This is a genomic window from Klebsiella planticola ATCC 33531 (genome assembly GCF_000735435.1).
Taxonomy (GTDB): Bacteria; Pseudomonadota; Gammaproteobacteria; order Enterobacterales; family Enterobacteriaceae; genus Klebsiella; species Klebsiella planticola.
Genome location: NZ_JMPP01000027.1, coordinates 37,796 through 50,090, shown reverse-complemented (window position 1 = coordinate 50,090; position 12,295 = coordinate 37,796). Strand labels below are relative to the sequence as shown.

General features: G+C 56.2%; 13 protein-coding genes and 1 other annotated feature. Of the genes, 5 read left to right on the top strand and 8 right to left on the bottom strand.

Annotated features, from left to right (window positions below; translation table 11 throughout):
• Positions 1 to 13: 13 nt before the first annotated feature.
• The 3 genes from GRPL_RS13100 to dacD all read right to left on the bottom strand — a co-directional run bounded on the left by GRPL_RS13100 (position 14) and on the right by dacD (position 2,942).
• Entirely contained in the window at positions 14 to 1,072 is a 1,059-nt protein-coding gene (locus tag GRPL_RS13100) for an FUSC family protein (protein ID WP_004864501.1), read from the bottom strand.
• 112 nt (positions 1,073 to 1,184) lie between these two features.
• A complete protein-coding gene (gene sbmC / locus GRPL_RS13105) occupies positions 1,185 to 1,658 on the bottom strand; it encodes a DNA gyrase inhibitor SbmC (RefSeq protein WP_032699201.1) in 474 nt (157 codons plus the stop codon).
• A gap of 147 nt (positions 1,659 to 1,805) precedes the next feature.
• Positions 1,806 to 2,942 (bottom strand): serine-type D-Ala-D-Ala carboxypeptidase DacD, encoded by a 1,137-nt coding sequence (gene dacD / locus GRPL_RS13110; protein WP_228304853.1) that lies wholly within the window; start codon positions 2,940 to 2,942, stop codon positions 1,806 to 1,808.
• Here dacD and GRPL_RS28235 point away from each other — a divergent pair.
• Complete coding sequence (locus tag GRPL_RS28235; protein WP_223306675.1) at positions 2,872 to 3,042, top strand: hypothetical protein; 171 nt, start codon at positions 2,872 to 2,874, stop codon at positions 3,040 to 3,042. The genes dacD and GRPL_RS28235 overlap by 71 nt on opposite strands.
• A gap of 110 nt (positions 3,043 to 3,152) precedes the next feature.
• Positions 3,153 to 4,577: an exodeoxyribonuclease I gene (sbcB, locus tag GRPL_RS13115; protein ID WP_032699224.1), complete on the top strand. Its 1,425-nt coding sequence runs from the start codon at positions 3,153 to 3,155 to the stop codon at positions 4,575 to 4,577.
• 115 nt (positions 4,578 to 4,692) lie between these two features.
• Here the strand turns inward: sbcB and fusA are convergent, their stop codons facing one another.
• Positions 4,693 to 6,795, bottom strand: coding sequence for an elongation factor G (gene fusA, locus GRPL_RS13120; protein ID WP_032686804.1), 2,103 nt, complete (start codon positions 6,793 to 6,795; stop codon positions 4,693 to 4,695).
• Positions 6,796 to 7,035: 240 nt separating this feature from the next.
• Here fusA and GRPL_RS13125 point away from each other — a divergent pair, with 240 nt between their 5' ends.
• Complete coding sequence (locus tag GRPL_RS13125) at positions 7,036 to 7,335, top strand: ArsR/SmtB family transcription factor (protein WP_004864510.1); 300 nt, start codon at positions 7,036 to 7,038, stop codon at positions 7,333 to 7,335.
• 236 nt (positions 7,336 to 7,571) lie between these two features.
• Here GRPL_RS13125 and GRPL_RS13130 read toward each other — a convergent pair whose 3' ends face one another.
• From GRPL_RS13130 to GRPL_RS13140, 4 genes are all read right to left on the bottom strand, one after another.
• Positions 7,572 to 8,930, bottom strand: a complete 1,359-nt coding sequence (locus GRPL_RS13130) for an APC family permease (protein WP_032686803.1) — start codon at positions 8,928 to 8,930, stop codon at positions 7,572 to 7,574.
• Positions 8,920 to 8,985, bottom strand: a complete 66-nt coding sequence (yoeI, locus tag GRPL_RS28500) for a membrane protein YoeI (protein WP_099002043.1) — start codon at positions 8,983 to 8,985, stop codon at positions 8,920 to 8,922. Before yoeI ends, GRPL_RS13130 begins: the two co-directional genes overlap by 11 nt.
• Before the next feature lie 236 nt (positions 8,986 to 9,221).
• Positions 9,222 to 10,112, bottom strand: a complete 891-nt coding sequence (locus tag GRPL_RS13135) for a LysR family transcriptional regulator (RefSeq protein ID WP_032699200.1) — start codon at positions 10,110 to 10,112, stop codon at positions 9,222 to 9,224.
• Positions 10,113 to 10,149: 37 nt separating this feature from the next.
• Positions 10,150 to 10,974: an SDR family oxidoreductase gene (locus GRPL_RS13140; protein ID WP_004864515.1), complete on the bottom strand. Its 825-nt coding sequence runs from the start codon at positions 10,972 to 10,974 to the stop codon at positions 10,150 to 10,152.
• A gap of 175 nt (positions 10,975 to 11,149) precedes the next feature.
• Here GRPL_RS13140 and hisL point away from each other — a divergent pair, with 175 nt between their 5' ends.
• Together hisL and hisG are read left to right on the top strand one after the other, a co-directional pair.
• On the top strand, positions 11,150 to 11,200 hold the full coding sequence (gene hisL, locus GRPL_RS27750) for a his operon leader peptide (protein ID WP_099130698.1): 51 nt from the start codon (positions 11,150 to 11,152) through the stop codon (positions 11,198 to 11,200).
• Positions 11,176 to 11,298: a sequence feature (His leader region), on the top strand. (Overlaps the previous gene by 25 nt.)
• A 46-nt stretch (positions 11,299 to 11,344) precedes the next feature.
• Entirely contained in the window at positions 11,345 to 12,244 is a 900-nt protein-coding gene (gene hisG / locus GRPL_RS13145; RefSeq protein WP_004864517.1) for an ATP phosphoribosyltransferase, read from the top strand.
• The last annotated feature ends 51 nt before the right edge of the window (positions 12,245 to 12,295 follow it).

Genomic DNA, 12,295 nt, shown 5'->3' with positions numbered 1-12,295 from the left:
GCGCATCTGGTTTTTATTTACGCAAAGCCCGGCAGATTAAATTCGACAGCAGTTCAAGCTGGCGCGCCAGTTCTATCGTCAGCCAGACGTAGCCGTGGATCGGGGTTTCCGCCAGGCTATCTCCCTGGTGCTCTTTCATGAGTTCGCGCAGTTCGGCGACGATATCATTGAGTTTTTCCGTGTTGGCGCGAATCGGCTGTGGATTACCTTCATACAGCGCATGCGCAATCGTCAGCAGCGTTTGCTGAGTCATCTGCTGGGTCTCACGCAGCGTGTGGGCGTTCAGCATCACAAAATGACCGGGACGCGAGCTCCAGTATGCATTGATCTGCAGTTCCAGCATGCAGACCAGGTTACGACTCACGGTTTGAATGGCTTCAAAGATGGCTTTCTGGATATGGGTTTCTTTACTCGCCGGGGTAATCAGCCCGCGCATCTTCACCACATCGTTAAGCACTTTTTGCAGATGTTTTTCCAGCCGCGGTCTTTCCACCAGATTAGGGGAGAACCCGGCCTGATAAAGCCGGTTGAAGGCGGTGACGTAATTTGCCATCTGGATTCGCCAGTGCAAGAACGCCCGCTGCGGCCAGATGCCGGTGAACAGCATGGCCAGCAGGGAACCAAAGATAACATCGCCGCTTCGCCATAGCGCGGTGTGCATATCGCCAGGCGGCGCGCCCACCACCACCGCCAGCGTAATGCCGATGAGCAGCGCCTGGTACGGTTTTTTCCCTAACGCCAGCCAGCCGCAGAGGAACATCGCCACCGCGCACCACAGCACCATGACGGGTAAGGAGATAAGCTCAAGCTTTAACGCCACCAGCCCGAGTGCCGAGCCGAGGATAGTGCCGCCGATACGCTCGAAGGCGCGCGGCACCACGTTGCCCCAGAACGAAATCGGCCCCATCACCACCACCAGGGTGATCAGAGGCCACGTCCCTTCCGGTACATTCAGCAAACGAACCAGTAAAAAAGTAAGGACAAAGGCCAAAGCAATTCGAATACCATGCACCACGCGATAGTGGCGATACAGACGGATTTCGAAAGGCTTAAGTGATTTATCAGCGCGCACAGACCTCTCCAGCAAGCAAACGGCGGCAGGAAGCAAAGGCCAATTGTAACTGCTTTTTCAATGTAAGCAGTACGCTAATGTAAAAAACCTTGTCCACTGCGGGGGTAAACGCTTATTTCACCACCCGTTCGACCGCGACATACATTTCGATGTCCCAGTAACCGTCCTGATTGCCGTCGTTGAGATAGACCTCAAAACAGGGTTTTTCCGCCAGCTGATACTCTTTGCTCTGCATCAGGCTATTGAAGAACGCCAGCCACGGCGTCGAGAAGTTGTGATTCTCCACCCGCGCGCTGGCGACTGCATACTCTCCCCCGGCAATCTCAGTGAGAATGACCCCTTCGCTGTTGGGTGGAATGACGAAATCGTCTGCCACGGTGACCACCGTATCGCAGCGCAGCTTCTCCGCTGGAACCCGATCGGGATTGTCATAGTAAACGGCTACCCACTCCTGTGCCGGAATCTGACGGCCGCTGACCCATGCCATGAGCTGCTCAAACCCCTGTTTAACGGTCTGATCCCAGGGTCCCACCATATGAAAACCGGCAATGGTACGTTTGCCGACGGACTTCACGCTGTAGTTCATATTGCCTCCACCAGTGATAACAACTGTATAAATGTACATATACTGTAGCCAGGTGATGCACATCAGTATGTGCTCTGATTCACAGAGTGGCCAATGGAGGGGAGCGAAAAATGAGCCAAAAAAAACGCCCCGTGCGGGGCGTGGCGGTTACAGCACGTGATGCAGATAATCGCTCATCCGCGAGAACACCCCGCCCTTGCCGACGCTTTCCAGCGTCACCAACGGCCAGTGCGCGACCACTTTGTCGCCATCATAGAGTGAGATTTCCCCGACCCGTTGATTTGCGGCAATGGGCGCCTCGAGATCTTTTTTGTCCAGCACGTACCTGGCTTTAATACGCGGCACTTCCGACTTCGGCAGCGCCAGCCAGAAATCCTGATCGGTGCCCAGCTGGATTTGTTCTTTATCACCGTACCAGATACGTTCGCTGCCGACCTTTTTGCCCTTTTGCAGCACCTGAACGGTGTCGAAATTTTGCTGACCCCAGTGCAGTAGTTTTGCCGCCTGCTGTTCGCGCCCTTTCGGGCTATCGGCGCCCATCACTACGGCAATCAGGCGCCGCTGGCCGTCCACCGCGGAGGCAATCAGGTTAAAGCCAGCGCCGGAGGTATGCCCGGTCTTTAATCCATCAACATTCATGGTCTTATCCCACAGCAGCCCGTTGCGGTTTTGCTGGGTAATCCCGTTCCACGTCAGACTTTTTTGGCTGTACATGTGATAAACGTCAGGCTCGCCGTGAATGATAGCCCGCGACAGCACCGCCAGATCGTACGCCGAGCTGTGTTGGCCCGGCGCATCCAGGCCATGCACGGTTTCAAAGTGGGTATCCTGCAGATGCAGTTTTTTTACGTACTCGTTCATCATCGCCACGAACTGCGGCTGGCCGCCCGCGACATAATCAGCCAGCGCCACGCAGGCATCATTGCCGGAGTCGACGATGAGGCCGCGGCTTAAATCACGTACGCTGACCCGATCGCCGGCCTTAAGGAACATCAGCGACGAGCCGTCGAAGACAGGGTTGCCTTTCGCCCAGGCGTCGCGGCCGACGGTCACCATATCGTCAAAGGAGATGCGATGGCTGTCGATGGCGCGATCGACGACGTATCCGGTCATGAGTTTGGTCAGGCTGGCAGGGTTGCGCTGCTGGTGTTCATTACCCGCAGTCAGGATCTGCCCGGTCGTGTAATCCATCAGTACCCAGGAGCCCGCCTGAATGGACGGTGGCGGCACGGTGACGGGGAAATCATTGGCAGCAAATGCGCAAGAAACGCTCGAAGCGAGCAAAGTTACAGCAATAAAAAAACGGCCTTTCAACGGCATATCCTCTAAATTGACAGATTCGCCGTCCTTTTTACGGAAGTTCTCCTTTCAAATCAGGGTTTAATTGCAAGAAAATATGACACGGCGGCAGCGCCGCGTAGCCAACGCCCTTCTGATGCCCAGGTAAATCGTTTACCATAACGAGTGCCAGCCACCATGGAAAATGAACAGATTATGCAAGATAGCGCCAACCAGCCCGGATTTTTATTCCACGATTACGAAACCTTCGGCACCCACCCTGCGCTCGATCGACCGGCCCAGTTCGCCGCCATTCGTACCGATGCCGAACTGAATATCATCGGTGAACCGGAGGTTTTCTACTGCAAACTGGCCGACGACTATCTGCCGCAGCCGCAGGCGGTGATGATAACCGGGATCACCCCGCAGGAAGCGAACGCCAAAGGCGACAATGAAGCCGCCTTTGCCCGCCGGATTCACGATCTGTTCACGGTGCCGAAAACCTGCATCGTCGGCTATAACAATGTGCGCTTCGATGATGAGGTCAGCCGTAATATTTTCTATCGTAACTTTTACGATCCCTACGCCTGGAGCTGGCAGCACGACAACTCGCGCTGGGATCTGCTGGATGTGATGCGCGCCTGCTATGCCCTGCGCCCGGAAGGGATCAACTGGCCGGAGAACGACGAGGGTCTGCCGAGTTTTCGCCTTGAGCATCTGACCGTCGCTAACGACATTGAACACAGCAACGCCCACGACGCGATGGCCGACGTTTATGCCACCATCGCCATGGCAAAACTGGTCAAAGCCCGGCAACCGCGTCTGTTTGACTATCTCTACAGTCATCGGAACAAGCGCAAGCTGGCGACGCTGATCGACGTTGCGCACATGAAGCCGCTGGTCCATGTCTCCGGCATGTTTGGCGCGGCGCGCGGCAACACCAGCCTGGTGGCACCGCTGGCCTGGCATCCGGATAACCGCAATGCGGTGATCATGGTCGATCTGGCCGGCGACATGACGCCGCTGCTGGAACTGGATGCCGATACCCTGCGCGAGCGGCTGTACACGCCAAAAGCCGATTTGGGCGAGCTGGCGGCGGTGCCGGTTAAGCTGGTTCATCTCAATAAATGCCCGGTACTGGCCCAGGATAATACGCTACGCCCGCAGGATGCCGACCGTCTGGGGATTAACCGCCAGCGCTGTCTGGATAACCTGCAGCTGTTGCGCAGTCATCCGCAGGTGCGGGAAAACGTGGTGGCTATTTTCGCTGAAGCGGAACCGTTTGTTCCCTCCGACAACGTCGATACTCAGCTTTATAACGGCTTTTTCAGCGATGCCGACCGCGCGGCGATGAAAATAGTGCTGGAAACCGAGCCGCGCAACCTGCCGGCGCTGGATATTACTTTTGCCGACCAACGGATAGAGCGTCTGCTGTTTAACTACCGCGCCCGTAACTTCCCCGGCAGCCTTGACGAGGCCGAGCAGCAGCGCTGGTTAGAGCATCGTCGCGAGGTGTTTACGCCGGCGTTTTTGCAGGCCTATGCCGATGAGCTGCAGATGCTGTATCAACAGCATCAACAGGACAGTGAAAAGCTCGGGCAGTTGAAGGCGCTGTGGCAGTACGCGCAGGAGATTGTCTAAGTTGCGAAAGTGCCCGGAGGCGGCGCTTGCTGCGCCTTGTCCGGGCGATAAACCCCCCATGCCGCACGGTCCCGTCGCCCGGATCAGGCGAGAGCCGCAACCCGGGAACGGTGATTTAGCCTTTAGCGCGGCTGGCGATAATCGTATCTGCCACGTTGCGCGGGGCTTCCGCGTAGTGATGGAACTCCATACTGTATGTCGCTCGTCCCTGCGACATCGAGCGCAGCGTAGTGGAATAGCCAAACATTTCCGCCAGCGGAACGTCCGCGCGGATAATCTGGCTGCCGAATCGCTCTTCCATCCCCTGCACCATGCCACGACGAGAAGAGAGATCGCCCATAATATTCCCGGCGTACTCTTCCGGCGTTTCCACCTCCACATGCATCACCGGTTCGAGAATCACCGGATCGGCTCTGCGCGCCCCCTCCTTGAAGCCGAAAATCGCCGCCATGCGGAAGGCCATTTCCGATGAGTCGACATCATGATACGAACCAAATGTCAGGGTCGCTTTGACATCGACCACCGGATAACCCGCCAGCACGCCGGTGCCCATCGCTTCGCGCAAGCCTTTCTCCACCGAAGGAATGTACTCGCGCGGCACCACGCCGCCTTTCGTTGCGTCTTCAAACACAAAGCCGCTCCCCGGCGCCAGCGGTTCGAGGGTCAGTACAACATGACCATATTGCCCTTTCCCGCCGGACTGACGGACAAATTTCCCTTCCACCTCTTTCACCGTTTTACGCAGTGTCTCGCGGTAGGTCACCTGTGGACGGCCGATATTCGCCTCAACGCCGAACTCACGCTTCATCCGGTCGACGATAATTTCCAGATGCAGTTCGCCCATCCCGGAGATAATTGTCTGCCCGGACTCTTCATCAGTATGCAGGCGGAAAGAGGGATCCTCAGAGGCCAGGCGCTGGAGGGCAATCCCCATTTTTTCCTGATCCGCTTTGGTTTTCGGCTCAATCGCTAACGAAATCACCGGTTCCGGGAACTCCATCCGTTCCAGGGTAATGATCGCATTCGGATCGCACAGGGTGTCGCCGGTGGTGACATCTTTCAACCCGACGCAGGCGGCAATATCCCCGGCATGCAGCTCATCCACTTCGTGGCGATCGTTGGCATGCATCAGCACAATACGCCCGATGCGTTCTTTCTTACCTTTGACCGGGTTGTAAACCGCGTCGCCTTTTTTCAGGGTGCCGGAATAGACACGAATAAAGGTCAGCTGGCCGACGTACGGGTCAGTCATCAGTTTAAACGCCAGCGCCGAGAACGGTTCGTCGTCGCCAGGATGGCGTTCCGCCGGCTGCCCTTTCTCATCAACGCCGTCAATCGCCGGCACATCCTGCGGCGAAGGCATCAGTTCGATAACCGCATCCAGCATCCGCTGTACGCCTTTATTTTTAAAGGCGCTACCGCACAGCACCGGCTGAATTTCGCCGCCAACGGTACGTTTACGCAGCCCGGCCACAATATCGGCCTCGCTCAGTTCACCGCTCTCGAGATATTTATCCATCAGCTCATCGTTAGCTTCCGCCGCTGCGGAGACCATTTTCTCTCGCCACTGTCGGGCGGTTGCCAGCAGCTCGTCCGGTACCGGCGCATAGCTGAAGGTCATCCCCTGGGTCGCGTCATCCCATAAAATGGCGCGCATTTTGATGAGGTCCACCACGCCGGTGAAATGCTCCTCGGCGCCTACAGGGATCACGATCGGCACAGGATTTGCCTTCAGGCGGTCAATCATCATCTGCACGACGCGGAAGAAATCAGCGCCCGGACGGTCCATTTTATTGACGAAGGCCAGCCGCGGAACGTGATATTTATTCGCCTGTCGCCACACGGTTTCCGACTGCGGCTGCACGCCGCCGACGGAGTCATAGACCATCACCGCACCGTCCAGCACGCGCATCGAGCGCTCCACTTCGATGGTGAAATCCACGTGGCCCGGGGTGTCGATAATATTGATGCGATGCGGCTCGAAGCTACGGTCCATGCCGGGCCAGAAACAGCTCACCGCGGCGGAGGTAATGGTAATTCCGCGCTCTTGCTCCTGCGCCATCCAGTCAGTGGTTGCCGCGCCATCGTGTACTTCACCCAGTTTGTGGCTCATTCCGGTGTAAAACAGAATGCGCTCGGTGGTGGTGGTTTTACCGGCATCGATATGCGCGGAGATACCGATGTTGCGATAACGTTCGAGAGGGATGGGTCGGGGCATGATGCGTCCTTAGTCATTTTGACTGTCAGTAAGCGGCCAAATTGTGCCGCAGAGTGGTTAACTGCCGCCATCATAGTACAATTGTACGAGTATATTAGAACTATTTTTACTATCACTGTCATTGGTGAAGCGGCGGCTTGCACGCGTGGCGTTAGACCCTCAGTTTGGATATATTACCTGCCAGCCGCCGATACGGGCTGCGACTCCCGGGAGCCGCGCAACCGCCGACACAGGAATATTATGATCGCCAATCACCCCGAACGTGAACACATTCGCCTGGAAAATGTTCTTTTTGCCCTTGGTAACCCGATGCGCCTGGAGATCGTTCGCATCCTGGCCGACGGCAGCGAGCAGAGTTGTAACGCATTGCGTCATGAAGACATCGCCAAGTCGACGATGACCCACCACTGGCGCGTCCTGCGCGATAGCGGGGTCATCTGGCAGCGCCCTCAGGGACGGGAGAATATGATTTCCTTGCGCCGGGAGGATCTCGACGCGCGCTTTCCCGGGCTGCTGGATGCGCTTTTGAAGGTGATGTAGCAGGTGAAGTCAACCCTTCGGGATATGTGCCCGCATTTCTACCGGCTGGCGGCTGACGCCTTTCCCGGCCTACTGGCTCTGTACTAGCGACCCGGTCTGTCGCTTCTTTCCGGCTACCGGACAGCTCTCCCCTGTAGCCCCGGTAAGGCGTCAGCCATCACGGGGAAATCCGCGAGCGACGGAAACAAAAAAGCCGGAGGTTTCCCTCCGGCTTTTTGAATCACTACGGGCGATGGTTACGCCACGTCTTCGTACTGCGGTACCGGGTTGCGGAAGCTTTTGGTCACGCAGGCCAGGTACACCAGACCAATACCGCCCCAGATCAGGCCCAGAATCATTGAGCTCTCTTCCAGGTTAATCCACAGCGCACCCACGGTCAGGGCGCCGCACACCGGCAGGAACAGGTAGTTAAAGTGGTCTTTCAGCGTCTTGTTACGCTTTTCACGGATCCAGAACTGGGAGATCACCGACAGGTTAACGAAGGTAAATGCCACCAGCGCCCCGAAGTTAATCAGCGCCGTCGCCGTCACCAGGTCGAATTTAATCGCCAGCAGAGCAATCGCGCCAACCAGCAGCACGTTCCACGCCGGAGTACGCCATTTCGGGTGGACGTAGCCGAAGAAACGGGTCGGGAACACGCCGTCGCGGCCCATGACGTACATCAGACGAGAAACGCCTGCATGCGCGGCCATACCGGAAGCCAGCACGGTCACGCTGGAGAAGATCAGCACGCCCCACTGGAAGGTTTTACCCGCGACGTACAGCATAATTTCAGGCTGTGATGCGTCCGGATCTTTAAAGCGCGAGATATCCGGGAAATAGAGCTGCAGGAAGTAAGAGGCGCCGATGAAAATCAGGCCGCCAATCAGCGCAGTCAGGAAGATAGCCTTCGGAATCACGCGCTCAGCGTCTTTGGTCTCTTCAGACAGCGAAGAGATGCCATCAAAGCCGAGGAACGAGAAGCACAGAATGGTCGCACCGGTAATCATCGGCACCACGTGCGCCCCTTCAGACCAGAACGGACGGGTGCTGGTCAGTGTGCCTGCGCCTTCGCCGTGCATCACGCCGTAGATAATCAGGCCAACAATCACCGCCACGATCCCCATCTGCAGGATAACGATCAGGGTGTTGAAGTTCGCTACGGTCTTGATGCTGCGCAGGTTAGAGATGGTCATAAAGGCCACCAGCGCGACAACGAAGATCCACGAAGGAATTGAAGGCACCAGCGCTTCAAAGTAAATTTTGGCCAGCAGAATATTGATCATCGGCATGAACAGATAGTCCAGCAGCGATGACCAGCCCACCATAAAGCCCACGGCCGGGCTGATGGATTTCTGAGCGTAGGTGTAAGCGGAACCCGCTGACGGGAAACGACGAACCAGTTTACCGTAGCTCAGTGCCGTAAAGAGAATGGCGATCAGTGCGAAGGCGTAAGCCGTCGCGACGTGACCGTCGGTCAAACCAGAGACGATACCAAACGTATCGAACAGCGTCATCGGCTGCATATAGGCCAGGCCCATCATTACAACCGGAATCAACGTAAGCGTTTTACGTAATTCCACGCGAGAGGTTTTTGGAGTAGCGTTATGCGACATGGTGGTTATCCCCTTTTACGGCGAAGGCCAGCGCGTAAGCAAAAAATTGCCCCATTTTAGTGTATTCCTCAGCGACAACGACTGTCGGTTTTTAGTAAATATCTATCCGGTACGAAGCCCGGCCTCTTGGTATTGAATGATGTGTCTTTAAAGCAAAAAAATAACCGACACTTTAAAAAAGCGTCGGCTAGTTTCTATTTTTTCAGGCCGCATATTTTGCAACACTTACTGGCCAAATGACAAGATGTTGGAGCGCCAAATCGTCGCCACAATTACTTAACAGATTAATATTTATACAATTTTAATATCATAGATCGTATGGATAGCATTATTTGCTAAAATCTCGCTGCGCCACCATGCGCAAGAGAGTCCGGCGGCGTCTTCATTCCAGCCCAGCCATGCCCGATGCGCGGGTAAATGAGAGGCCACCTCTTTCTCTATCAGCTCACCGCTTTCCAGCTGAGCCTGCACCAGATACCTTGGCACATACCCCCATCCCAGCCCCGCGCTAATCAACATCAGCTGGCCAGCAAAATCGTACGTCACCAGGCTTTCCTGATCGTCAACCGACGGCCACTCCCCGCCGCTCACGATAGCCCGATAGTGTTTCATCGCCCGCCAGCTTAGCGGCGCATCCATTTTTGCCAGCGGATGCTGCGGCGCGATAACGAAGATGTGCGCCAGCTCACCTAGCTGGCTAAAGCCATAGCCGACCCGCGCCGGCGGATCGCTTAATACCCCAACGACAATATCTGCCCGCCCTTCCAACAGCGCATTCCAGCCACTGGCCGGCGTATCGCGGACAAAACGCAGTCGGGCAGCGGTATGCTGCTGATAGAACCGGCTGACCAGAGGCGCCAGTAAAAAGAAGGGGAAAGTGTTATCCACCGCCAGCACCAGCGCATTTTCCCAGCCCTGATGCAGTTTAATCGCCTGTTTTTCCAGCTCGCGGACGGTATGCAGAACTTCGCGCCCCTTTTCCAGCAGCATCTGTCCGGTGGGGGTAAAGCGCGCCCGATGGCCGCTGCGGTCAAGCAGCTGAATATTGAGATCGCTTTCCAGCTTATGAATGGTATAGCTCAGCGCAGAAGGCGTTTTGTACAGCTTTGCCGACGCAGCGGCAAAGCTCCCCTCTTTTTCCAGCGCATCCAGAATGACGAGCACATCCAGCAGTGGTTTCATCGCCGCCCCCTCAGGTTCGCGATTCCCCGCTGGCGGATTACTCCATCGGCATCACCAGCGGATCGGGGTACTGATAGTCAAACCCCAGTTCATAGCAGATACGGTTACCATCAATAATTTTTCCGGCGCCGCCGTTTGGGCTATCGGCAAACACCGGGGCCGGTAAGCCAAGTTCACGGGCCATTTGCGGATAGAACACGCCGCGCGCCGGATGTTTGGGCGCACATATATTATAGATGTGTCCGCCCTTCGGAGCCTGCAGCAGCAGCTCGATTGCTGAAATGACATCCTGCAGGTGTACCAGGTTCACGCCGTGCTGACCATCCGGCGCGGACTTCCCGGCAAAGAAACGCCCGGGATGACGAGAGGGCCCCACCAGTCCGGCCAGACGCAAAATATCCACCGAGGTACCCGGAAGGTTGTGCAGCCAGTCCTCCAGCTCCTTCAACACCCTGCCGCTGGCGGTTTGCGGATCGCGCGGCGAATTTTCTTTTAACGTCCCGCTGGCATTGCCGTATACGGAAGTGGAACTGGTGAAGACAATCCGCGGGATATGGTAGGCCAGCGCCGTATCGACGAGCTCCTGTACCGCCTGCAGATAAAAATCCTCCCCAGGCCCGCTGCGGCGTGCCGGCAGCGTAATCACCAGCGCATCCACGTTCATCAATGCATCCAGATCTTCGGCATCGCAGACCAGCTGCGGCTCCAGGCGTAACGGATAGCTGTCGATACCGCACATCCTCGCCGCCTCCACGCCGTCCTGGGTGGTTTTGCTGCCGGTAACCTGCCATCCCCGCGCGCTCAATGACAAAGCGAGCGGCATGCCCAGCCATCCTAAACCGACAATTGCGACCTTTTTCATACCTGGCTCCTGACTCTTTCGCTGTGCTGACTTAAGGCTACGCCAGCCAGCGGCAACTGACAATTTCTTCAGTAAAGATGAAATGAATTAATGATGGTAAAAAGCCCTTGCTTTCTGCGCTTGAAGTGGTTTAGGTTAAAAGGCATCAAATGCATAGTCATTCAAAGAGAATTTTATGAACAGCGTTCAATTTAAACACCATCATCATCACCATCATCCTGACTAGTCTTTCAGGCGATGTGTGCTGGAAGACGTTTAGATCTTCCAGAGGTGCATGAGCGCGAATAGAGCCCCCGGAAGATTTACTTCCGGGGGCTTTTTTTTGAACCAAATTCGGACAGATTCAGACAGGAATTAAGAGGAAATAAGAATGTTAGACAACAGCCGTTTACGCATAGCTATTCAAAAATCAGGCCGCCTGAGCGAAGATTCACGCGAATTACTGAGCCGTTGTGGCATTAAAGTGAATTTGCACACCCAGCGTCTGATTGCGCTGGCGGAAAATATGCCGATCGACATTCTGCGTGTCCGCGATGACGATATCCCGGGGCTGATTATGGACGGCGTGGTGGATCTCGGCATCATTGGCGAGAACGTGCTGGAAGAAGAGTTGCTGAGCCGTCGCGCTCAGGGTGAGGACCCGCGCTATTTCACTCTGCGTCGCCTTGATTTTGGCGGCTGCCGCCTGTCGCTGGCCACTCCGGCGGATGAACGCTGGGAAGGCCCGTCGTCGCTGGACGGCAAACGTATTGCCACCTCCTATCCGCACCTGCTCAAGCGCTACCTCGATCAGAAAGGCATCTCCTTTAAATCCTGTCTGCTGAACGGTTCCGTTGAAGTCGCCCCGCGCGCTGGCCTGGCCGATGCGATTTGCGACCTGGTCTCCACCGGCGCCACCCTGGAAGCCAACGGTCTGCGCGAAGTGGAAGTGATGTTCCGCTCTAAAGCCTGTCTGATCCAGCGCGATGGCGAAATGGCCGATGCCAAACAGCAGCTCATCGACCGTCTGCTGACCCGTATTCAGGGGGTGATTCAGGCGCGCGAATCCAAATACATCATGATGCACGCCCCGACCGAACGTCTGGAGGAAGTGGTGGCCCTGCTGCCAGGCGCTGAACGCCCGACTATTCTGCCGCTGGCAGGTGACAAACAGCGTGTTGCCATGCATATGGTCAGCAGCGAAACCCTGTTCTGGGAAACCATGGAAAAACTGAAAGCGCTGGGTGCCAGCTCCATTCTGGTACTGCCCATCGAGAAAATGATGGAGTAATCCACGGGGAACAGGCCCGACGGGCCTGTCTCAGAGATTAGACAGGGGAAA

Bases quoted from the DNA above. Each gene is read 5' to 3' on its own strand.
- sbmC (WP_032699201.1), bottom strand. From the start codon at position 1,658: ATGAACTACAGCGTGAAGTCCGTCGGCAAACGTACCATTGCCGGTTTT.
- GRPL_RS28235 (WP_223306675.1), top strand. From the start codon at position 2,872: ATGGACGGTGGCGGCACGGTGACGGGGAAATCATTGGCAGCAAATGCG.
- GRPL_RS13140 (WP_004864515.1), bottom strand. From the start codon at position 10,974: ATGAAAAAGGTCGCAATTGTCGGTTTAGGATGGCTGGGCATGCCGCTC.
- hisG (WP_004864517.1), top strand. From the start codon at position 11,345: ATGTTAGACAACAGCCGTTTACGCATAGCTATTCAAAAATCAGGCCGC.
- sbcB (WP_032699224.1), top strand. From the start codon at position 3,153: ATGCAAGATAGCGCCAACCAGCCCGGATTTTTATTCCACGATTACGAA.
- fusA (WP_032686804.1), bottom strand. From the start codon at position 6,795: ATGCCCCGACCCATCCCTCTCGAACGTTATCGCAACATCGGTATCTCC.
- GRPL_RS13130 (WP_032686803.1), bottom strand. From the start codon at position 8,930: ATGTCGCATAACGCTACTCCAAAAACCTCTCGCGTGGAATTACGTAAA.
- GRPL_RS13125 (WP_004864510.1), top strand. From the start codon at position 7,036: ATGATCGCCAATCACCCCGAACGTGAACACATTCGCCTGGAAAATGTT.
- GRPL_RS13135 (WP_032699200.1), bottom strand. From the start codon at position 10,112: ATGAAACCACTGCTGGATGTGCTCGTCATTCTGGATGCGCTGGAAAAA.